Source organism: Methylomonas aurea, from assembly GCF_024505045.1.
GTDB lineage: Bacteria > Pseudomonadota > Gammaproteobacteria > Methylococcales > Methylomonadaceae > Methylomonas > Methylomonas aurea.
The window spans coordinates 136348-158449 of sequence record NZ_JANIBM010000008.1 but is presented as its reverse complement, the minus strand read 5'-3'; the positions used below and the strand labels follow the sequence as shown (position 1 = coordinate 158449).

Sequence of the window (22102 nt, the reverse complement as noted above, 5' to 3'; positions counted from 1 at the left end):
TCCTAGAACAGTTCGACGCTGCCTTCGACCGGCGCGTCTTTGATACTGTAGCTGTATTGTTTCTCGCGCAGAAAAATGGTCTGGTTATGTAGATCCTTGATTTTTTTCATTCTGACGCGTCCGCTAAGTGGAAAGAAGTTGACTTTACGCGGATAGATATCGCCCAAGTCGTGAGAGACCAGTTTCAATGCCTCAGTATCGACATAATTCAATACGAATTTGACGTTGCGGGAGCCGACATTACCCAGCGAGGCGATGATTTTGCCGCCGCCAAACAACTTGACCTCTAGATTTTTGCGCTTACCCCCGTTTTGCAGGATGGTATTGATCAGGTGTTCCATCGCATAGTTGCCATAGCGCAACGCATTGCCGACCACGGCTTCGTCGCGGGCAGTCAAACGGCTACCGCTGGTTTCCGGCAACATGAAATGGTTCATACCGCCGACTCCGGTTTCGCAATCGCGAATGCAGGCGGCCACGCAGGAACCGAGTACCGTCGTGATCATTTCATCGCCGTTGGTAACGTAATAATCGCCCGGCATCAACTTCGCTGCGACGATTTGGTTCTCTTGGTCCCAGTAGCGGTTAATGCCCTCGAACCCGGCAATAGGCGGTTTTTCTATAATCCGAGTATGGCTCACTTGGTTGACTTCCGGTAAATGGTATTTCCGATCGGTTCGAAGGCCGTATCGAGTTGATGTAGCGATTCGGAATGGCCGATGAAAAGATAGCCGCCCGATTCGAGCAGGCGAGCATAGCGTTCGACGAGCATCGTTTTGGTTGCCCGATCGAAATAAATCAGTACGTTGCGGCAAAAGATGGCATCGAAACGGCCTCGCATCGGCCACTCCCGCATCAGGTTCAGCTGTCTGAACGTGACCGCCGCGCGTAATTCCGGCTTGACTCTGACCTTGTTTGCCTGCCGGCCGCTACCTCGTTGAAACCAGCGTTTCAGGCGCTGCTCGCCGATGCCGGCGACCCGATCCGCGCTGTAAACACCATCGGCAGCGGCCGCCAACACATTGGTGTCGAGATCGGTAGCCAGTATTTTCAACTCCCAACCGGCCGGCAAACTCTCTTTCAGCGCCATCGCCAACGAATAAGGCTCTTCCCCGGTCGAACAACCGGCCGACCAAATTTTGACCTGTCTAACCGCGGCTTTCTTTTTCAACAGCTCCGGGACCACGGTTTTATTCAAATATTCAAAATGGTGGTTTTCGCGAAAGAACGAAGTCAGATTGGTTGTAACAGCATTGATGAATTCAGTGAATTCATCGGCCGGATTCTCGGTTAAATACTGGCAATATTCCTTAAAACTGCCGAGCCCCAATAGTCTGAGCCGTTTCGCCAGCCGCGAATAGAACATGTCGAACTTATCGTCCGGCACCAAGATCCCCGAGTGTTGATTGGAAATTTTGCGAAGAATATCGAAATCCGCCTGGGTATATTCGAATTCGCGAGTGTTCTCTTTCATCTTGGCCGCAGCCTTCGCGTACAGAGCCGGAATCGCTAGAAAAAGCCAGACGCGGCGGCATCGACTTCCAACATTTCCGAAACGCCCAATAACTGCGCAGCCTCGATAAATCTTTCGGAGGGAAAATCGATAGTCACCACCTTCTGCAAACCGGCGGCCGTGCGCTTCAAAACCAATAGCAGTTGCAGCGTCGAAGTATCGATGCTAGTTACTGCTGACGCGTCTATATCGAGAGCATCATACTGGTTCAACATCTGCATCATTTCCTGGTGCAAGCGAGCGACACCCTGGATATTCAATAAAGGTTCCAGCACCAGCGTACCTTTTCCTGCCGTCTGCCACTCTGGTTCGGGCACTGGGCTAGCGGATTCGGCGACCACACAGTGGTCGACATCCTGTAGCGGCACCTCTGCCGCTATGTGGCCGGCAAATTCGACCGCCCGCGCCGCTGAGCCGGTTTGCCCGTCGCCGGGATTACCTTTCATCCAGGCCAGCGGATCGTAACCTATTAAACTGTTCTCGCCGTTCTCGGCCATTACATCACCCTATTTTCCAAAAAGTCTTTGGCCAACTCGGTGAAATCCCGCGCCGAGCGGCAGCCTGGACGATACTCAAAAATAGTCTTGCCAAAACTAGGACACTCGGCCAGCAACGCCGTCTCGCGTATCGGCGTCGCCAGTATTTTGCCGGGAAAGTAGTTTTTGACCAGTTCCAATACCTCTCTGGACAAGCGCCGCGTCGGAATGTAGCGCGACATGACCAGCGAGAAACGATATTGCCGCTTCAATGCCGATTCGAACTTCTTGATAGTGCCCATTAAATGCGACAAGCCCTGCAAAACCAGATAATCGCTGGTCATCGGAATCAAAATCTCGTCGGCGGCGAACAGCGCATTGGCAACCAACACGCCGGACGAAGGCGGGCAATCGATAAAAACGAAATCCTGATCCGATGGGCAAGAGTCCAACGCCTTTTTCAATAAATCGCCACGGCAGGAGCCGCCTTCGCTGAGCTGTTCGATCTCCTGCAAGCGCGGTCCGGATAAGACCAGATTCAGATTCTTTCTTACCGGTAGCAACCGGCTCGGTAACTCGCAATCGGCCAGCATCACCTCGTCGATACCGCCCTGCTGCGGCGCCACGACTCCGAGGGATACGGCCAAATGGCTTTGCGGGTCCAGATCGATCACGGTCACCGTTTTGCCCATCCGGGCCAACGCGTGGGTCAGATTGACCGAGGTCGTAGTTTTACCGACGCCGCCTTTTTGATTCAGCACGGCTATGATTTTCGGTTTCATTGCAAACTGGAGATATCGATAAACTCTTCAGGATTCAATAACCTGTCGACATCCAACAGCATGACCATGTTCTTTTTACCGACGTACATGCCGCGCATGTATTCGGTGTTGATTTTGGTTCCCAAATTCGGCGCCTGTTTTATATCTGTCGGATCGATGTCCAATACGTCGGAAACGGTATCGGCGACGACGCCCATCACGCTAGGGCCTGCCAGTGTATCGATGCTCAACACGATCACAACGGTAACGGGGGTATATTCGGCTTTTTCCATCTGAAACCGTTCGCGCAAATCGATAATCGGCACAATCGTTCCGCGTAAATTCAGCGCGCCTTTGACAAAGGCCGGCGCATTCGGAATTTTCCGGATCGGCTCCCAACCCCTGATTTCCTGGACTTTCAAGATATCGATACCGTAAGCGTCGCCGGCCAACTCGAACGTCAGGAACTGTTCAACCTGTTTATTCGTTGCCATCGCTTATTTTCCTTGTATAGAGGCCGACCTATCGCGGACTCTGATCAAAAATCCTGCCATTCGTCGTCCGCATCGTTAGACCTCGAGACAAATGCCGGTTGGCTACTCGATGCTGCAGCCGGTGCCGGACGGGAAGACTCGGTCCTCGCCACGCCGGTAGCGTGGCCGCGATGAACGGCTTGGTGCTGGCCGGCATTTTTGTCGGTCTTAAAAAACGCTAGCATTTCCACCATATTGGTAGACAAATCGCTCATAGAGATGCTCGCCGCCGAGGCTTCTTCGGCTAACGCGGCATTTTGCTGAGTGATTTCGTCCATCTGCGCCACGGCTTGGTTGACTTGGCCGATGCCGGCAGACTGCTCGATACTGGCGTCGGCGATTTGCGCCACGATGTCCCCGACCTTCTTGACGCCTGCAACGATTTCGGTGAGCGCCTTGCCGGTTTCATTGACGAACTCGGTACCGGCCCGAACCTTTTGCACACTGTTCTGGATCAATTCCTTACTTTCTCTGGCCGCAGTCGCGCTACGCTGCGCCAGATTCCGAACTTCGGTGGCGACCACTGAAAAGCCACGCCCTTGTTCGCCGGCTCTGGCCGCTTCCACCGACGCATTCAACGCCAGCAAATTGGTCTGGAAGGCAATTTCGTCGATCACGCCGATGATGTCGGCAATTTTATTGCTGCTTTCGTTAATCTCCTGCATCGCCGATACGGCGGCTTTGACCACATTGCCGCCTTTTTCGGCCAATTCCTTGGCGTTGTTGGCCAGCAAATTGGCTTGCTGGGCGTTGTCGGCATTGTTTTTCACTGTGCTGGTGAGTTCTTCCATGCTCGCCGCGGTTTGCTCCAAGTTAGCTGCCTGCTGCTCCGCGCGTTGCGATAAATTATTGTTGCCGCTGGCAATCTCTTGCGAAGAATTGTTGATGAAATGCGCAGACTCGCTGACTTGGCCGAAGATTTCGTTCAGTTTGTCGATGGTGGCATTGATATCGTTTTTGCAAGTCAAATATGTGCCTTGATAATCGCGTTCTATACGGTTGGTCAAATCGCCTTCAGCCATGCTTTGCATCGTGCTGCCGATATCGTTGAACACATTTTCAATCACATCGGTTAGTTCGTTGATACCGGCGCTAAGTGTGGCGAAAAAGCCTTGCTTATTGCTCAGATCGATGCGGTTGGACAGTTCTCCGGCTTTCACCGCTTCCACGATATCCGCTATCTCCCGTTCTATCTTTACCTCGTGGGTCCTGTCTAGCCACTCGACCACCGTACCAATCCGGTTACCGTCAGCATCGACGACCGGATTGGCAACGATGTTCATGTAACGACTACCGATTTCCAGACTTGATTTATGCGTTGAGTCTAGTTTGGCAAGCATACCGCGCTGATGGCTAGGATTTTTATGAAATTGATCGATATTTGCTCCCATCAACTTGGCCGCATCGAAGCCTGGTAATTGTTGCTTGATATCCTGCTCGGCATTTTTGAACAGTTCGGCAACCGCTTTGTTCATGTAGATGATTTCCAAATTATTGTTCGCCAGCATTACGCAAGAACTGACGTTATCCAGAGCACGCTCGACCCGGGTCGATTTAATCGCTCGCTCCCGCGTATCGGAGATATCGACATTCAGATTGACCTGCATCATTTGCAAACTGCGCAACAAATCACCCAACTCATCATAGCCATCCAAGTCGATAGCGCTGCGGAAATTACCCTCGGTGATTTTGGAAAACACTTGGTTAACGTTTCGCAGATTGGAGGTGATGTGACGAATGATTGCAAAGCCGATCAACAGGACAACTGCAATCACACCGATTACTGCAGCAAATTGAGTATATTTTTGCTGCTGAATGCCATCAATCCGTTTCTGCAGTATTCCCTTCAAGAGTGGACTAGCCGCATCATAGAATGCATAAATCGATTGCAACGCCGAGATACCGGAAGCTGTAACGCGATCGGCCGAGATATTTACCACCTGGGCAAGATATAAATTTTGCTTGACCAAGTCGGAAAACTTAGCTGTTTCAGAAAATAAAGTATCCTGCTTGCCGCTCAGCCCAGTCTTTAATTCGGAATCAGCAGTAGAAGCAACTAACAGATCGTGTTCGGTTTCTCCGAGCCTTTCAGCGATATGCTGATCTAGGACGGCCATTTGTATTTTCGCTTGCTGATCCATAGCCCCGCCTGCTCGAGCTACGGCCGCCGCATTCGCCATATGCTCGCTGACATGGTCCATCAGCTCCGGAAGCCGAATGGTTACAAGATTCATTAAGTAGTAAGAAGCGACTTCGGGATCGAGCGTCAAATTCGATTGGTCACTCACCTGGACCATCAGATCGGTAACTTTTTCGATCACCTCGTTGTGCTTGGCTAAACTGGCTTGAGCTGTCAATTGAGCAATGTTTTGTTGCTCGAGTACCATCCAATCACTCTTGATTTGGCGCCAAGCATCGGAGCTGTTTAACTGGGCGCCCAATTCGGCATCGACAGCATCCATCGTTCTAATCGCCTCGGCGACTCGCTTTCCGATCTGATCCAAGCCGACTGAATCGCGATTAGCGGCTGCTGTTAACAAGCCATAGCTGGCAGTGCGATGTTCGCTGAATTGAACCAATACTTGCTTCAGCGGCATCAAATAGTCGATACCGCTTATTTCCTTCCTTGCAAACTCGATATTCACGTTTTTATCGTGATCGACCGTGCCGAGCAAAATCAGGCCAGGTAGTAGTAGCAATGCGGCTAATAAGGCCAACTTCGCGGAAATTCCTAATCGGTCGATAAAATTGATTTTGTCGATGAAGCGTTCTGCTCTGATTTGAGCTTTTTTGTTCCGAACATTCTCGTACAACATTTCCGCAGCACGGATTTGTTCGCGGCTGGGCGCGTAGCGAGCGGAAACGTAACCCGTTACTCTGCCTTGTTCGAAAATCGGCGAAACATTTGCTTCCACCCAATAGTAATCACCGGATTTACAACGATTTTTTACTAAATTTCTCCACGGTCTGCCCTTGGCAATCGTGCTCCACAAGTCGGCGAAGGCCTCGGGAGGCATATCCGGATGACGAACGATATTATGGTTCTGGCCGAGCAGTTCATCTTTCGAGAATCCGCTAATTTCGATAAAGGCTTCATTCGCATAGACTATCCGACCTTTCAAATCGGTCTTAGTAACCAGGATGGTGCCTTCCTTCATCAAGACTTCACGGTCAGTTACCGGATGGTTTACCTTCATTTTGAACGCTCCTTAGCCGCTAATTCTTTTGTTTTATTTGTTCGAACTGTCATATTCATCAGAAACACCATCAAGCGACAGTAGTTTGTCGACGTCCAAAAGCATGACCATTCGGCCGCCCACGGCGGCAAGGCCGGTTATAAATTGGGTGCTCACTTTGGCTCCAAAATCCGGAGCAGTCTGAATATTCTTTCTATCTATGTTGATCACATCGGAAACCGAATCGACCACAACACCCATAATTCTAGTCCTCTCCTCGATTCTGACCTGCAACACCACAACCACTGTGAGCGCGGTATATTGGCTATGGCCCAACTGAAATCGTTCTCTCAAATCGATGATCGGAACGATGGCACCTCGCAGGTTGACAACCCCTTTCTCATAAGACGGAACGTTAGGAATCCTCGATACAGGTTCCCAACTCCTAATTTCTTGAACTCGCAAAATATCCACCCCATATTCTTCTCGCCCCAAGGAGAAACTCAGGAATTGCAACTGATTTTCCTGACTCTTAGCAGTCTCGCCTTGTTCGGGATTGATAGTTACGGCCTCATCAGTCATAGTCATTGCGCAAAAGTCATTGGCTGGATAAACGGACCAAACCCGGAATATCTAAAATCAAAGCCACCGAACCATCTCCCAAAATGGTGGCACCTGAGATACCTTCAACTCGCCGGTAATTGGCTTCGAGCGATTTAATCACCACTTGCTGCTGGCCGAGCAAGTCGTCGACAAACAAGCCGCAACGTACACCTTGCCCTTCAACAACGACAATCAGGCCTTCCGTCAACTTGGTGGTCTTGGCACCAGGCACGTTGAAAATTTCGTGGATGCGGATGATGGGAAGGTATTGGCCGCGCAACAAAAAGGTTTCGCCTTTCCCGACGACCCTGTTGATCCTTTCTTCCTTGACGTGCAGCGATTCGATAATCGAACCCAGCGGCAAGATATAGGTTTCGTCGCCAACGGCAATCGATTGGCCGTCCAGAATCGCCAACGTCAGCGGTAAATGGATGGAAATAGTCGAACCTTTGCCTAACTCGGATAAAATTTCTATATCGCCGCCCAAGGCCTGAATGTTGCGCCGCACGACATCCATGCCGACGCCGCGGCCGGAAATATCGGTCAATTTTTCCGCCGTCGAAAAGCCGGGCATGAAGATCAATTCGTAGGTCTGTTTCTCGCTCAGTACGGCGTCGGCATCGATCAAACCTTTCTCGATGGCTTTAGCGCGTAACTTGTCTTTATCCAAACCTTTGCCGTCGTCCGACACTTCTATCACGATATTGCCGCCGCGGTGGTAGGCCTCCAGCGTAACGGTGCCGGTTTCCGGTTTGCCGGCCGCAATGCGCACTTCGGGCATTTCTATGCCATGGTCAAGACTGTTCCGAACCAGATGCACCAAGGGATCGCTTAGCAATTCCACCACGGTTTTATCCACCTCGGTATTTTCGCCGACCAATTTGAGCTCGATTTTTTTGCCGAGCTTGGTACTGATGTCATGTGCCAAGCGCGGGAACCGGCTGAAGACGAAGCTAATCGGCAACATCCGGATATTCATCACGCTTTCCTGCAATTCGCGGGTGTGGCGTTCCAATTGCGACAAGCCGTTTTTTAACTGGTCGAGTTTGTTCATTTCGAAATGCTCACCCAGCAGGCTCAGCATCGACTGGGTGATGACTAATTCGCCGACCATATTAATCAATGTGTCGATCTTGCCGGTGTCGACCCGAATCGAACTGGAACCTTTCCCGGCGGCTTTAGCTTCTTCCTTTTTAGGCGCTTTGGCATCCTGCGGCTGGATTTCTGCCCCTGCAACATTCTCCTCCGTGGGCTTATTTACGGGAGCAGCGCTTGTGTTGACATCGTTGGCGCTCAGCGTGCCTTCACTTTGCAAAGCCTGCAACGGCATTTCAGTCTTGTAGATTGGCTGTTTGGCCAAGTCACAATCGTCTTCTACCCAATCGAATATCTCGTCGATTTCCGCGGCGGAAATATTTCCGGCAACATGTAATTTCCAGGATAAATGACATTCCTCCGGGTCGAGATCGTAAAGACTGGGTACGCCTTGTAAATCGACGGTGGTTGTCAGCTCCCCCAAACCTGCCAGCTCTCTGAGCATTCTGACCGGCTCGTTTCCGGTTTTCAGTAGATTTAGATGCGGGCTGAAGGCAATGCTCCACCCGCAAATTTCCAACTCAGCACCATCATCGGCTGGCGTTATCGGGCTAACGGACGGCAACGGTTCGAGAGCAGAAGAGCCATTGGCACCATTCGCGGAATTGCGCAATTCACTATCTAAAGCCAATTTGTGCGCCGAGACTACGGATTGGTCGACTTGCCCGCCGTCGCGGATGGACTGCAGCATATCGCGCAAACAATCGACCGAGCCAAGCAAGACGTCGACGGCTGGCTGGGTCACTTTGCGCCGGCCGTCGCGCATCTCGTCGAGCAAGGTCTCCATGACATGGGTAAAGTCGGATACCGCGGTAAAACCGAACGTACCGCTCCCGCCTTTTATCGAGTGGGCGGCACGGAAAATGGTGTTGATGTCCTCGGCATCGACGTCGCCGATATCCATATTCAGCAAACCGGACTCCATCGCATCGAGCCCTTCGAAGCTTTCCTCGAAGAACACCTGATGGAATTGCGCCATATCGATTGCCATACAACCACCCAGAATTGATTGCCCAGACGCTAGCGAAAACTTAACCCATGACCTTCTTGATCGTTTTCAGCAATTGGTCGGGATTGAACGGCTTTACGATCCATCCGGTGGCCCCGGCATCCTTACCCTGTTGTTTTTTATCCGCGCCGGCCTCGGTGGTTAACATCAGCATCGGCGTGAATTTGTAATTGGGCAGCGCGCGCAATTCCCTGATCAATTCGATTCCGTCTTTGTTGGGCATATTGACATCGGTCACCACACAATCGAATACCTGCGCCTTGGCTTTATTCAAAGCATCCACGCCATCGACGGCCTCCACTACGCTGAAACCAGCCCCTTTCAAGGTAAACGCCACCATTTGTCTCATCGATGCCGAATCGTCTACGGCAAGAATCGTCGCCACAATTATTTCCTCCAAATTTAAGACTCGTTAATTACTTAGCCGAAATTGCCGTATTGGCCGGATCGCCAAGCTCCGGGGGCAATTCCGAGACAGGGGAATTTTAGCCAAGCTCGCTTAACAGTGTAGTTACTGAAATCCGTTCTTGCGAGGCTCAGCCGAATTTTGTTTCAGCTCTCATAACTTTGTTTAATACTGTGCTATCTTCCATCCGGCTTCACAAAGAACCGCGCAGGAAAGCTGGAGACACTCCGACCTATGAGAAAACCCTCATCCCTCCTAGGATTCACACTGATCGAGTTACTTACGGTGGTGACGATAGTTGGCATTTTATCGGCTATCGCGGTTCCTAGCTTTGTCACGGCCATCAGAAACAGCCGATTGACCAGTACGGCAAACCAATTAATCACCTCTTTGAATTTCGCCCGTAGCGAGGCGGTAAAGCGCGGCAAAATCGTCGTCGTTCGTAAATCGGGCACGAACTGGGAAGACGGTTGGCAGGTTTTCGTCGATATCGACCGCTCGTCTTCAAGCAATACCAACGCCTTCAACGACGACGGAGATAACAATCTTTGCGAAGCGAATGAAGACTGTAATTTAAGGATCTATGAGCCTTTACCTACCAACTTTACGTTGAGAGCCAACAATTTCTCGACATATATCAGTTATAGCCCAACCGGAGAGAGCAACACGTTCGGCTCTTTTGCAATTTGCGATAATTCGGACGGCAACAACATTCCGGAACGAGGCACTGCCAAGCAAATCATTGTCAATACGGTGGGCCGGGTCCGCCTTGGTCAAGATGCCAACAGTGACGGCATACCGGACGGCCTAACATCATGTACATCACCATAACCTTAACGGCAAAACTACAAATGTTAAGTGTCAATAGGAAACGAATTACTCTGCGACGCCTTAGGCAACAAGGCAGCAGCCTGATCGAAATTCTTGTCACGATGCTTATAGTTTCGTTGGGCTTACTGGGCCAGGCCGGGGTTATAGCTTTATCAGCGAAAGCGAGTCACAGTGCTTTTCTAAGGAGCCAAGCGACGCTGCTGAGTTACGACATATTGGAGCGTTTGAGATTGAATCGTGCCCAGGCCGTTGCCGGAAATTTCACGATCAACTATGCCCCCACTGGCAGTACTCCAAGTGAAAGCGTACCCAGCGGCTCAGCAATCCAGCACGTGGAACTGAGAAACTGGAAAGCGAATTTGGAAAAATCCCTGCCTAACGGTGACGGCCAAGTAACAGTCGATGGCGGTGGGAACGTCACAATTAACATTCGCTGGAGCGAAGTAGTAAAAGGCGCTGCTGACGGCACTATTACGCCTACAGTTTTTACTACTCAAAGCGTGATATGAATAGCAGCCCGAAATTAACCGTGTTAAAGCCGCTACCCAACGCTATGTTGGGCGTTACGTTGATAGAATTGATGGTTTCGTTGACTGTCGGCTTGGTCATCATAGCCGCAATCGGATATGTGTTGCTGGCCTCCCGGCAAAGCTTCCGCAGCCAAGATGTATTGGCCCGGATGCAAGAAGGTGCCCGTACAGCCTTCCATATCCTTGAAAAAGACATGCGCATGGCCGGATTTAGAGGTTGTCCGGTCAACTCGGCTGCCGGCGGCGATATAAACGTTCTAGTTAACAGTACGGATTGGGACAAAAATCTAATAGGGCAACCGCTAATCGGTTACGAAAAAGCCAGCGCTACGGCTTGGAGCGCTTTTCCGACTGGTATCAACGGTGTAGTAGGAAATGTCATAGCCGGTGATGCGGTAACGATCTTGCACGCCGACAACACTCAAGAATATATAGTCTCTTCCCATACCCCGGCCTCGACACCACCGCAGTTTACGCTGACCGCTAACCACGATATCAAACAAGGCCAGATTTTGATTGCGGCTAAAGCCGACTGCTCGCGGATAGCATTGTTTCAGAATACCAAAGACTGCACCTTAAACAGTAACGGCAACTGCGGGCATAGCCTGATTCAACATAATGCCGTATCGCCTTGCAATGCGGGAAACAGCCGAAAAGGCCTTGGCAGTCCGATTGGTTCCTGTCCAGACGGCACCTCCGATACTTTCGATGCCGGTTCGCGATTGTTTCGGCTTAGCGCGACCACTTACTACCTCCGTAATAACGCCAGCAACCAACCATCCTTGTACCGTCAGGTGTTATCCACTTCCGGCGGTTCGCCAACCAATACCGCAGAAGAACTGATCGAAGGCGTTCAGGACATGCAAATATCCTACGCGGTAGACACCGGAACCGACAAAGCCGTGGACGCGTACGTTACGGCAGACGCTGTAGCCGACTGGTCTAAAGTGCTCGGTATCAGGGTAAGTCTGTTGATGGTGTCGCGCCAAGATGAACAAGGCATAACCTCTTCTCCTCAGCGATATTCGATAGACAAGAACGGCGACGGCGACAGCGAGGACACCGGGGAGACGGTGACTCCCACCGACTACTTACTGCGCAAAGTATTCACGACCACGATTGCCATTAAAAATCGGTTATGAAAAGGTTACTCCGCTTTGACGCTAAAAATCGGCCCGGATGGCAGCCTACTTTGCGGGTAGCGATGTCCCCGTTAACCCGGCAAACCGGCGCCACCTTATTCACCGCTCTGATTTTTTTGATCATGCTTTCAGTTCTCGGGGTTAACGTAGCTCAGATGAGTACGCTGGAAGAACGCATGGCCGGCAACAGCCGCAATCAGGATCTCGCGTTACAAGCTGCTGAAGCGGCACTTAAATACGTCGAAAGCAATTTAACGACTGGCGCCAATATTCGTTCATTAATTCCGCTTCCGGCTAATAACACCAGCGGCACAGTTACTGGCCCGGGCCTAAAGGCGATCAATGTTTGCTTACCCAACAACGCCAGTTATTGGAACGGAACCGGAGCCGCCGATTGCAACGGCGCCACCCAACAATTTACCTGGTCGGACGCTAATGCGCGTACTGCCCCTGTTGCACTTAACCAAATAGCGGCACAGCCCATGTATGTTGTCGAAAGGATGACTAACGAAGGAACAACTGAAAAATACCGAGTCACGGCAAGGGCTATAGGGGGCGATAGCAGTGTAATCGTAATTTTACAAGCCATGTTTAGCGTCACTCCCTAAGGTCGCACAACTGATTTTCAGGACAACCGCCATGAAAAATAGGTTTACCAAATTACTGCCGATAGCTGTGTTAGCGGCCATATCATTCGGAAGTCGGGCCGCACAACTCAATCTAGCCGATACGCCTCTATTTTTGACGTCGTCGACTACGCCGATATTAATGCTGAACATATCCAAAGACCACCAGCTATCGTTCAAAGCCTTCGACGATTACTCGGACCTCGACAATGACGGCACTCCAGAAACATCGTACAAGCATAGTTTCGATTACTACGGCTATTTTGATAGTTACAAATGCTATACCTACAGCACAACCAACAAAAGATTCGAGCCGAGTACCACAACCAGCAACAAATATTGCAGCGGGGCCTGGAGCGGAAACTTTCTGAATTGGGCCAGCATGACTCGGATGGATACGATCCGGAAGATTCTGTACGGAGGGCTGCGTTCGACCGATACCGGTAATACATCAAGCACTACCACGACCACAACGCCACCGGTCACATCCACCCCCGTTGCGACCGGCTCCGCATCGCCTGCTAGCGCTTATACGTTGACGGATACGACCTTAACCAATACCAGCCAAGGATCAAGGTATAACGGGCCGAATACCCTTTGCTCTCTACTGCCTATAACCAGTCCGGAATCGGCACCTAGCGCAGACTCTGCTGCCAGTGCGACTCAAAATGGCCCAACAACGGATGGGACGCCGACCAATAGCACTCCGACTAATAGCACTGCGATAACTACTTATACCGACACGCCGCTGGGCACCGTAACCACAACTACGTATACCACAAGCTACAACACCTCTTTCAATAGAACCACTTCGACGTTCTACACAAAAACCTATACAACCACTTACACCGTTACTAGCCGGAACGATTCTTTAGGTGGGGGCATGTGTAGTACCAGAGTAAGGCCTTATACCAACACCTATACTAAAACGTTTACATCCACCAGTACCACGCCTTACGAATCCACGACCACCTCGACCACCACTACCACCACCGGCCCAGTTGCCGGCACAACAGTATTACAGCGCAGCTATCTGCCAAATGACGCCCATAGTTTCGCTAAATTTTATAGCGGCTCAGACTTAACACAACTGACGCCATTTACGTCAACCGAGGTTGCCAGCGGTATCACACTATGTAACACAACGGTTTCTAGCACCACTTTATCGCAAAACGTCACTGACGATCCCTTAATCCGGGTAGCAAAGGGCAATTATTCTTTATGGGCCTCTAATGAGCGATGGCAATGTCGCTGGTCGGAAGAAAAGGCAGCTTCCAACGGTAACGTATCGTCTAGTTCCGGCATAAGCGCGCAAAGTGACAATCCATCCAAATCGAGCCAAGGCTTAGGTTCGCAGGACTACTCTGCAAAAATCAAAGTCTGTGACTCAAATTACATCGGCACCGAAAACTGCAAAATTTACCCTGACGGAACTCGCAAGCCGATTGGTTTATTACAAACTTACGGCGATGACAACAAAGTACGCTTCGGCCTGATGACAGGTTCTTACGGTAAAAACAAATCCGGTGGGGTACTGCGTAAAAATGCCTCGTCGTTATCCGATGAAATTAACGTATCCACGAACGGCACTTTCAAAACCGCACCTACTACTGGCGCGATCATCAACACGCTCAATAAGGTGAGGATTTATGGTTACCGCCACGATGACGGTACTTATTTTGGCGTCACAGGCAGTGCCGGTTGCAGCTGGGGTCTGAACACATTCTCGAACGGATCGTGTAACAACTGGGGCAACCCCCAGTCCGAAATTCTATTGGCATCCTTGCGTTATCTGGCTGGCAAATCCGCATCATCGACGTTTAACGTTGACGACTCCGGCTACATCTCCGGCCTCACCACCGCATCTGTCAGCGATCCGGTGATTCCGGCCCAGTGGTGCGCCACCCAAAACATCATTCAATTCAATGCTAGTACCAGTTCATACGACGGCGACGAACTGGGTGCTGTGACCGATTTAGGTGCTTCCGACATGAATACCTTGACGAACACAGTGGGTACCGGAGAAAACATTCCGGGCAATAGTTTCTTCGTCGGAGAAAACGGATTCAATAATAACCAGTTGTGTACTGCCAAAACCGTCAGCAATTTGAGCGACGTACGAGGCACATGCCCGGACGCCCCCCGACTCTCGGGCTCGTATCATATGGCGGGCTTGGCGCATTACTCTCACACCAACGATATTCGGTCCGATTTGCAAGGTAAACAGCTCGTCACCACTTACGGAGTCGCTTTATCTCCGCAGGTTCCCAAAATCGTAGTGCCAGTGCCGGGCAGTTCAACAAAAACCGTGACTATTTTACCGGCATGCCAAAACACCGATATCGGCGGAAACTGTGCAATCGTCGATTTCAAGATCGTCAGCCAGTCCAGCACGGCGACGACGAACACAGGCAAACTCTATATAAATTGGGAAGACAGCGAACAAGGCGGCGATTTCGACCAAGATCAATGGGGCATTCTGAGCTATTCGGTCACCTCGACTCAAGCCACTATCACTACCGACGTCATAGCCCAGTCAACTCCCTATCCAATGGGTTTTGGTTACATCATCAGCGGGACAACCAAGGATGGATTCCACGCCCATTCCGGCATCAACACTTACGATTACACCGATCCCCAAGGCACCACCGCATGCGCAAACTGTAACACCAGCGATGCGGCAACCTCGGTAACCTATACGATTGGTTCGAGTTCAGCGAACAGTTTGCAACAACCGCTCTATTATGCCGCCAAGTGGGGAGGTTTTATCGATGCCAATAACGACAATAAGCCAAACGCCAAGGCGGAATGGGATAGCAACCTCGATGACAAACCCGATCGTTATTTCTTTGCAATCGATCCAAAAAATCTGGAAACATCCCTTAAAAGCGCGCTTGATGACGTTCTGAAACGCACGGCAGCCGCCTCCGCTGCAGCGGCAAACTCGACCAGCATACAAAGCGGCACGATGTTATACCAGGCTCAGTTCAACTCGACGGATTGGAGCGGCCATTTATTCAATTTTCCAGTGAATAGCTCTGGTTTTGTTGTCGACGTCAATAGCGATGGTAGATTGGATATTAACGACGCCAATTGGGACGCCGGCACGCTGATTCCAGCCGCAACGGCGCGCAACATATACACGTTTAACCAATCGGTAGGCACCACTTTTCTTTGGGACAACCTAAGCGCTGGCCAACAAACCAATCTGCAGACCAGTTCCTCCGGCGTTCTCGGCTCGACTACCACAGGCCAAAACCGGTTGAATTGGATCAGAGGCGACGCTAGCTTCGAAGTGCGCAACGGAGGAACATTCCGAAATCGTAACAGCACTACATTGGCAGACGTAATCGATTCCGACCCGTTATTCACCAAAAATGAAAGCTACGGGTATGAGCATTTACCGACATCGACCCCAGGACAATCGACTTATCTCCAGTTCGTAACCAACAAAACCAGCGGTTCCACACCTCGCATTCCGATGGTTTATGTCGGCGCCAATGACGGCATGTTGCACGGGTTTCGGGCTGACACAGGAAATATCAATTCCGGCAAAGAGATTCTTGCCTACGTACCGGCCGGGACTTATAACAATCTAAGCAAGCTAACCGACACGGATTATGCTCATACCTATTATGTGGACGGCTCTCCGACTATCAGCGATGCGTATTTGAATGGCTCTTGGAAAACGGTACTGGTCGGAGGTTTAAATAAGGGCGGTAAATCGATTTATGCTCTGAATATTTCAAATCCGGGTGCCTTCAGCCCCGCCGCAGATGTTTTGTGGGAATACCAAGGAACAGACGCCGATACCGGAAACGTTGGCACAACCGATATTAACGCATTGGGCTTAACCTACAGCCAGCCTCAAATAGGTCTGCTCAATGACGGCACCTGGGTAGCCATTTTCGGCAACGGCTACAATAGCGCCGCCGAAAAAGCCTTTCTTTATATCGTTAATTTAAACACCGGTACTTTAATCAAGAAAATACCGACCAACACGAGCACCGGTAACGGGCTGTCCACGCCCAAACTATACGATAGTAACGGCGATAAAATCATTGACTACGTCTACGCCGGGGATCTGCAGGGAAACCTTTGGAAGTTTGATTTAACTAGTACTTCTTCAACCGGCTGGGGATTAGCAAATGCTGGCGTGCCTTTGTTTACCGCCGAACGAACGACCGGTGTTACTCAACCAATTACCGCGCAGCCGGTCTTGGGCGCTCATTCCGACGGCGGCATCTTGGTTTTTTTTGGCACTGGCAGATACTTAACAACTACGGATGTAACTAATGCCGAGGTGCAAAGTTTTTACGCGATTTGGGACAAACCGTCTACAACAGGCACAGTAACACGCAGTAATTTAGTTGCTCAAACTATTAACGAAGAAATCACTAAAGGCACAACCAGAACTATTACCGACTGCACTGATGACCCGCTAACGCCAACTAACGAATGCCTGATAACCTACCAATACAACCTAAGGGGAACCTCGGCAAACTCTGTGGATTACAGCACTAAACGCGGCTGGTATATGGATTTGTTGCCATCTTCGGGCACCGCTCAAGGCGAGAGAGTTATTTCCAGCGCTTTATTAAAATTAGACCGCATCATATTTTTGACGGCAATTCCATCTTCGGACCCTTGTAGTCCGGGCGGTACCAGTTGGCTAATGGAAGTAGATTTCAAGACCGGCGGAGCAACCGCAACTTCGTCATTCGATTTAAATAATGACGATAAATTTGATAGTAAGGATACATTGCCCAGTGGAAATACCGCTTCCGGTGCGCAATTCTCTGTAGGTATGGTGAAGTCTTTGGTTTGGTTGGATAAGGAAGGAACCGGCATAGCCGTAAAAGAAGGCTCCGGCACCAGTAGCAATATAGAATCGATTAAAAATAAAGGGCAAACAGCCTCCGCGGGTACAGCCAACCGGCTATACTGGCTACAGATTCAGTAAATATATAACAATTTATGAAATATACATTGCAACATGGCATTACCTTAATAGAACTAATGGTAACCGTGGGAATAATCGGTATTCTCGCAGCGATCGCAATTCCGTCTTACTCAGAATACGTTCACAGGGGTAACAGAACGGAGGCAAAAGCCATCCTTTTGGAAAACGCCCAGTTCCTGGAAAGAAATTTCACGGAGAGTAATAAATACAATAAAGACTCCGCTGGAAACGACATAGCATTACCGTTTACCGCTTCCCCTAAAACCGGCACTGCTTTATACAATATTAGCGCCACATTGGCTGCTACGACTTACACGATTACGGCTACCCCTGTCTCCGGACGAAGTATGAGCGGTGATAAATGCGGGTCATTATCTATCGATCAACTAGGCCAAAAGACCGTGGCATCCGCATCATTGGACGCCAACAGCTGCTGGAAAAAATAACCGCACCTATAAACACTGGTTGGATAGTTTTCGTACCAACATTCAACTAATCAACATCGCATCGCCATAACTGAAAAATCGATAACGCTGTTCTATCGCATGCCGGTACGCAGCCATCACCGCGTCGTAATCGGCAAATGCCGACACCAACATCAGCAGTGTCGACTCCGGCAAATGGAAATTGGTGAACAATGCGTCGACCGATTTAAACCGGTAACCGGGCGTAATGAATAAATCGGTATCGCCGACTCCAGCCGCCAGTTGCCCGCCGGTCGACGCAGACTCCAACGCCCGGACTGCGGTGGTACCCACCGCGACCACCCGCCCGCCTCGTGCCCGCGCCGCTGCGACGGCATCGACAGTGCTTTGCGATACGCTGTAAAACTCTTTATGCATAGTGTGTTGGCTCAGGTCCTCCACTCGCACCGGCCTGAACGTGCCGCTGCCGACGTGCAAGGTAACGAAAGTCCGCTGCAAACCTTTCTGTTCCAGCCTGTCCAACATCGTTTGGTCGAAATGTAGGCCGGCGGTTGGCGCCGCAACGGCACCGGCGCGTTCGGCGAAAACGGTCTGATAACGTTCGAGGTCGCTATTTTCATCATTGCGGTCGATATAAGGCGGTAGCGGAATATGCCCCACGTCTGTCAGCAGATCCAGTACGCCAGTAGGGCCAGGCAAGCGCAAACGGAATAGATCCGCCTCCCGGCCGACGACTTCGAAACAATAGCCAGCCTCCAGCTCTATCCGGGATCCTGCCTTCGGCGACTTGCTGGCCTTGATATGAGCCAAGGCCTGCTGCTGGTCTTCGATACGCTCGATCAAAATCTCGACCTTACCGCCGCTGGCTTTGCGGCCGAAAACGCGGGCGGGTATCACCTTGGTATCGTTGAATACCAACAAGTCGTCCGCCGACAACAACTCGAGCAAATCGGTGAACTGGCGGTCGGACACTGCCCCGCTAAGTTTATCCATGTGCAACATGCGGCTAGCGCTACGCTCCGCTAACGGGTACTGGGCAATCAATTCTTCCGGCAACCGGTAATTGAAGTCACTCTTTTTCATGATAATTTCGGCAACAATAAAGCATCCGGGGCCTCCCGGCCCCCAAAATAATTCAAGATAGAATAATCGACGTTAATTAATTCGATGCGCCGTTAACGGTTACGGCTTGTTCGACCATTTCCAGTGCGGCAGGTAAGGTGCGGATGGCAATAACCAGTTGCGCCAGATCGACGTCGGCCGGTAGCCGGTCCGCCATAAGGTAAGGCATCAGCTCAATGTCTTCCAAATCCAATATACGGAGAAAGGCCTGTTGCTGATCCGATGTTGCAGACAGATAAGCGTGCTCCAGATAGCGGAGCAATAGCAAATCCAATTCGAGGGTACCGCGCCGGCAACGCCAGCGCAGTTTATTCAATTCGCTCACAAATGGTCGCGTTCTACCAGCCGTTTCTTGATTTCCGCAATAGCCTTGGCCGGATTCAAACCTTTCGGACAAGTGTCGGTACAGTTCATGATGGTATGGCACCGGTACAACTTGAACGATTCGTCCAATTCGTCGAGGCGTTCCTTGTCGTTGTCGTCGCGGCTATCCGCCAGCCAGCGGTACGCTTGCAACAAAATCGCCGGCCCAAGATACTTATCGCTGTTCCACCAATAACTCGGGCAACTGGTCGAACAACTGGCGCACAGCACACATTCGTACAAACCGTCCAATTTGGCCCGATCTTCCCGGCTTTGCAACCGTTCGCTGTCTGCCGGCGCTTCGCTGGAAGCCGTCAGCCAGGGTTTGATCGATGCATACTGCTCGAAAAAATGGCTCATGTCGGCCACCAAATCCTTGATTACCGACATATGCGGCAATGGGAATATCTTGATGGTGCCTTGGTAATCGCTGATCGCCTTGATGCAGGCCAGCGTATTCTTGCCGTTGATGTTCATCGCGCACGAACCGCAGACCCCTTCCCGGCAGGAGCGGCGAAAGGTCAGACTGCTATCGATTTCGTTCTTGATCTTCAAGATCGCGTCCAACACCATCGGTCCGCAGTGGTCCATATCGATTTCGTAACTATCGATCCGCGGATTTTCTCCCGAGTCGGGATCCCAGCGGTAGACTTGAACCAGGCGGATATTCGTCGCACCGTCCGCTTTGTAAAGCTTGCCTTTTTTGACGACAGAGTTTCTGGGCAAAGTAAATTCAACCATTAGTAGACCCTCTCTTTCGGCGCCACGACTTCCACTTCGTCGGTCAGCGTATATAAATGCACAGGACGGTAATCGATTTTAACTTGGTTATCCTGGCGCCAAGTCAATGTGTGCTTCAGCCAATTTTTGTCGTCGCGCTGTGGGAAATCCTCGCGGGCGTGGCCGCCACGACTTTCTTTCCGATTGGCGGCGGCAGCAATCGTGACTTGGGCTTGGCCCAACAGATTATCCAGCTCCAGGGTTTCCACCAAATCGGTATTCCAGATCAACGATTTATCGCCGACTTTGACATCGCCGAACGATGCTGCAATCTCTCCGATGCGTTCCACGCCTTCCTGTAAAGTCTCGGCGGTACGGAATACCGCCGCCTTGGCCTGCATCGTGGTTTGCATGTCCAAGCGAATCTCCGCAGTCTTTCTGCTGCCGTTGGCATGGCGAATGCCATCGAAACGCGATAAGGCTTTGTCGCAGGCGTCTTTCGCCAACGGTTTATGCGGCATGCCCGGCTTGATCAATTCGGTGGCCCGAATCGCGGCAGCCCGGCCGAAGACTACCAAATCCAGTAAAGAATTGGATCCCAACCGGTTGGCGCCATGTACCGAGACACAAGCCGTTTCGCCGATCGCCATCAGGCCCGGGACCACGCTGTCGGGATCGCCATCCCTCAAGGTCACGACTTCGGCTTTGTAGTTGGTCGGAATGCCGCCCATGTTGTAATGCACGGTCGGAATCACCGGAATCGGCTGTTTGGTGACATCGACGCCGGCAAAGATGCGCGCGGTTTCGGCGATACCGGGCAGGCGTTCGTGAATGATCGCCGGATCGAGGTGTTCCAAATGCAGCAACGCGTGATCTTTTTTCGGACCGACGCCGCGACCGGCGTTGACTTCCATCGTGATCGCCCGGCTAACCACATCGCGCGACGCCAAGTCCTTAGCGTTCGGCGCGTAATTGGGCATGAACCGTTCGCCTTCGGAATTGGTCAGATAGCCGCCCTCGCCTCTGGCACCTTCCGTGATCAAACAACCGGAACCGTAGATGCCGGTCGGGTGGAACTGCACGAACTCCATATCCTGCAACGGCAAGCCGGCCCGTAACACCATACCGTTACCGTCACCGGTCACCGTATGTGCCGAGGTACAGGAGAAAAACGCCCGGCCGTAACCGCCGGTTGCCAGCACGGTCTGGTGGCCGCGGAACAGATGAATGGAGCCGTCGTCCAGACACCAAGCCAGTACGCCGCGGCATTCGCCGTCCTCCATGATCAGATCCAGCGCAATGTATTCGACGAAGAATTCGGCGTTATGCTTTAAAGCCTGCTGGTACAGCGTGTGCAGAATGGCGTGGCCGGTGACGTCGGCCGCCGCGCAAGTGCGTTGCGCCTGGGCCTTACCGTAATGGGTCGACATGCCGCCGAACGCGCGCTGATAGATTTTGCCTTCCGCAGTGCGTGAAAACGGTACGCCGTAGTGCTCCAATTCGATGATGGCCGGAATCGCCTCGCGACACATGTATTCGATAGCGTCCTGGTCGCCCAGCCAATCCGAACCTTTGACGGTGTCGTACATATGAAACCGCCAATCGTCCTCGCCCATGTTGCCCAATGCGGCACTGATACCGCCCTGCGCCGCTACCGTATGGCTGCGGGTCGGGAACACCTTAGTGATGCAAGCGGTTTTCAGCCCCTTTTCCACCATGCCGAAAGTTGCCCGCAAACCGGCTCCGCCGGCGCCAACCACGACGACGTCATGCTGGTGTTCAATGATGTTATATGCTGAGGCCATGTT

Annotated in this window: 19 protein-coding genes; 6 read left to right on the top strand and 13 right to left on the bottom strand. The window is 51.4% G+C overall.

What is annotated here, in order from left to right:
- Positions 1-2 precede the first annotated feature (2 nt).
- The 9 genes from cheD to NP603_RS09505 are packed head-to-tail and all read right to left on the bottom strand — an operon-like array spanning position 3 to position 9551.
- Entirely contained in the window at positions 3-641 is a 639-nt protein-coding gene (gene cheD, locus NP603_RS09550) for a chemoreceptor glutamine deamidase CheD (protein WP_256610636.1), read from the bottom strand.
- Positions 638-1474 carry a CheR family methyltransferase gene (locus NP603_RS09545; protein ID WP_256610635.1) on the bottom strand — a complete coding sequence of 279 codons (837 nt, stop codon included), beginning with the start codon at positions 1472-1474 and terminating at the stop codon, positions 638-640. The genes cheD and NP603_RS09545 overlap by 4 nt, the downstream gene beginning before the upstream one ends.
- A gap of 35 nt (positions 1475-1509) precedes the next feature.
- Positions 1510-2010: an STAS domain-containing protein gene (locus NP603_RS09540; RefSeq protein ID WP_256610634.1), complete on the bottom strand. Its 501-nt coding sequence runs from the start codon at positions 2008-2010 to the stop codon at positions 1510-1512.
- Complete coding sequence (locus tag NP603_RS09535) at positions 2010-2771, bottom strand: ParA family protein (RefSeq protein ID WP_256610633.1); 762 nt, start codon at positions 2769-2771, stop codon at positions 2010-2012. The genes NP603_RS09540 and NP603_RS09535 overlap by 1 nt, the downstream gene beginning before the upstream one ends.
- Complete coding sequence (locus NP603_RS09530; protein ID WP_256610632.1) at positions 2768-3244, bottom strand: chemotaxis protein CheW; 477 nt, start codon at positions 3242-3244, stop codon at positions 2768-2770. Before NP603_RS09530 ends, NP603_RS09535 begins: the two co-directional genes overlap by 4 nt.
- A 44-nt stretch (positions 3245-3288) precedes the next feature.
- On the bottom strand, positions 3289-6480 hold the full coding sequence (locus tag NP603_RS22005) for a methyl-accepting chemotaxis protein (protein ID WP_371928808.1): 3192 nt from the start codon (positions 6478-6480) through the stop codon (positions 3289-3291).
- A 33-nt stretch (positions 6481-6513) separates the two neighbouring features.
- Positions 6514-7041: a chemotaxis protein CheW gene (locus NP603_RS09515; protein WP_256610631.1), complete on the bottom strand. Its 528-nt coding sequence runs from the start codon at positions 7039-7041 to the stop codon at positions 6514-6516.
- Between the two features lie 16 nt (positions 7042-7057).
- Entirely contained in the window at positions 7058-9148 is a 2091-nt protein-coding gene (locus NP603_RS09510; protein ID WP_256610630.1) for a chemotaxis protein CheA, read from the bottom strand.
- A gap of 40 nt (positions 9149-9188) precedes the next feature.
- Entirely contained in the window at positions 9189-9551 is a 363-nt protein-coding gene (locus NP603_RS09505) for a response regulator (RefSeq protein WP_371928807.1), read from the bottom strand.
- Positions 9552-9806: 255 nt separating this feature from the next.
- Between NP603_RS09505 and NP603_RS09495 the strand changes: the two genes are divergently transcribed.
- The 6 genes from NP603_RS09495 to NP603_RS09470 all read left to right on the top strand — a co-directional run bounded on the left by NP603_RS09495 (position 9807) and on the right by NP603_RS09470 (position 18110).
- Positions 9807-10403, top strand: coding sequence for a GspH/FimT family pseudopilin (locus NP603_RS09495; protein ID WP_305891382.1), 597 nt, complete (start codon positions 9807-9809; stop codon positions 10401-10403).
- Entirely contained in the window at positions 10388-10912 is a 525-nt protein-coding gene (gene pilV / locus NP603_RS09490; RefSeq protein WP_256610629.1) for a type IV pilus modification protein PilV, read from the top strand. The genes NP603_RS09495 and pilV overlap by 16 nt, the downstream gene beginning before the upstream one ends.
- A 119-nt stretch (positions 10913-11031) precedes the next feature.
- Positions 11032-12075: a PilW family protein gene (locus NP603_RS09485; RefSeq protein WP_256610628.1), complete on the top strand. Its 1044-nt coding sequence runs from the start codon at positions 11032-11034 to the stop codon at positions 12073-12075.
- Between the two features lie 62 nt (positions 12076-12137).
- Positions 12138-12683 (top strand): pilus assembly PilX family protein, encoded by a 546-nt coding sequence (locus tag NP603_RS09480; RefSeq protein ID WP_256610627.1) that lies wholly within the window; start codon positions 12138-12140, stop codon positions 12681-12683.
- 31 nt (positions 12684-12714) lie between these two features.
- A complete protein-coding gene (locus NP603_RS09475; protein ID WP_256610626.1) occupies positions 12715-17664 on the top strand; it encodes a pilus assembly protein in 4950 nt (1649 codons plus the stop codon).
- Positions 17665-17678: 14 nt separating this feature from the next.
- Positions 17679-18110, top strand: coding sequence for a type IV pilin protein (locus tag NP603_RS09470; RefSeq protein ID WP_256610625.1), 432 nt, complete (start codon positions 17679-17681; stop codon positions 18108-18110).
- 42 nt (positions 18111-18152) lie between these two features.
- Here the strand turns inward: NP603_RS09470 and queA are convergent, their stop codons facing one another.
- The 4 genes from queA to sdhA all read right to left on the bottom strand — a co-directional run bounded on the left by queA (position 18153) and on the right by sdhA (position 22099).
- Positions 18153-19172, bottom strand: coding sequence for a tRNA preQ1(34) S-adenosylmethionine ribosyltransferase-isomerase QueA (gene queA / locus NP603_RS09465; RefSeq protein ID WP_256610624.1), 1020 nt, complete (start codon positions 19170-19172; stop codon positions 18153-18155).
- Positions 19173-19248: 76 nt separating this feature from the next.
- A complete protein-coding gene (locus tag NP603_RS09460; RefSeq protein ID WP_256610623.1) occupies positions 19249-19536 on the bottom strand; it encodes an FAD assembly factor SdhE in 288 nt (95 codons plus the stop codon).
- Positions 19533-20315, bottom strand: coding sequence for a succinate dehydrogenase iron-sulfur subunit (locus tag NP603_RS09455; protein WP_305891381.1), 783 nt, complete (start codon positions 20313-20315; stop codon positions 19533-19535). The genes NP603_RS09460 and NP603_RS09455 overlap by 4 nt, the downstream gene beginning before the upstream one ends.
- Positions 20315-22099, bottom strand: a complete 1785-nt coding sequence (sdhA, locus tag NP603_RS09450) for a succinate dehydrogenase flavoprotein subunit (protein ID WP_256610622.1) — start codon at positions 22097-22099, stop codon at positions 20315-20317. Before sdhA ends, NP603_RS09455 begins: the two co-directional genes overlap by 1 nt.
- Positions 22100-22102: the final 3 nt, after the last annotated feature.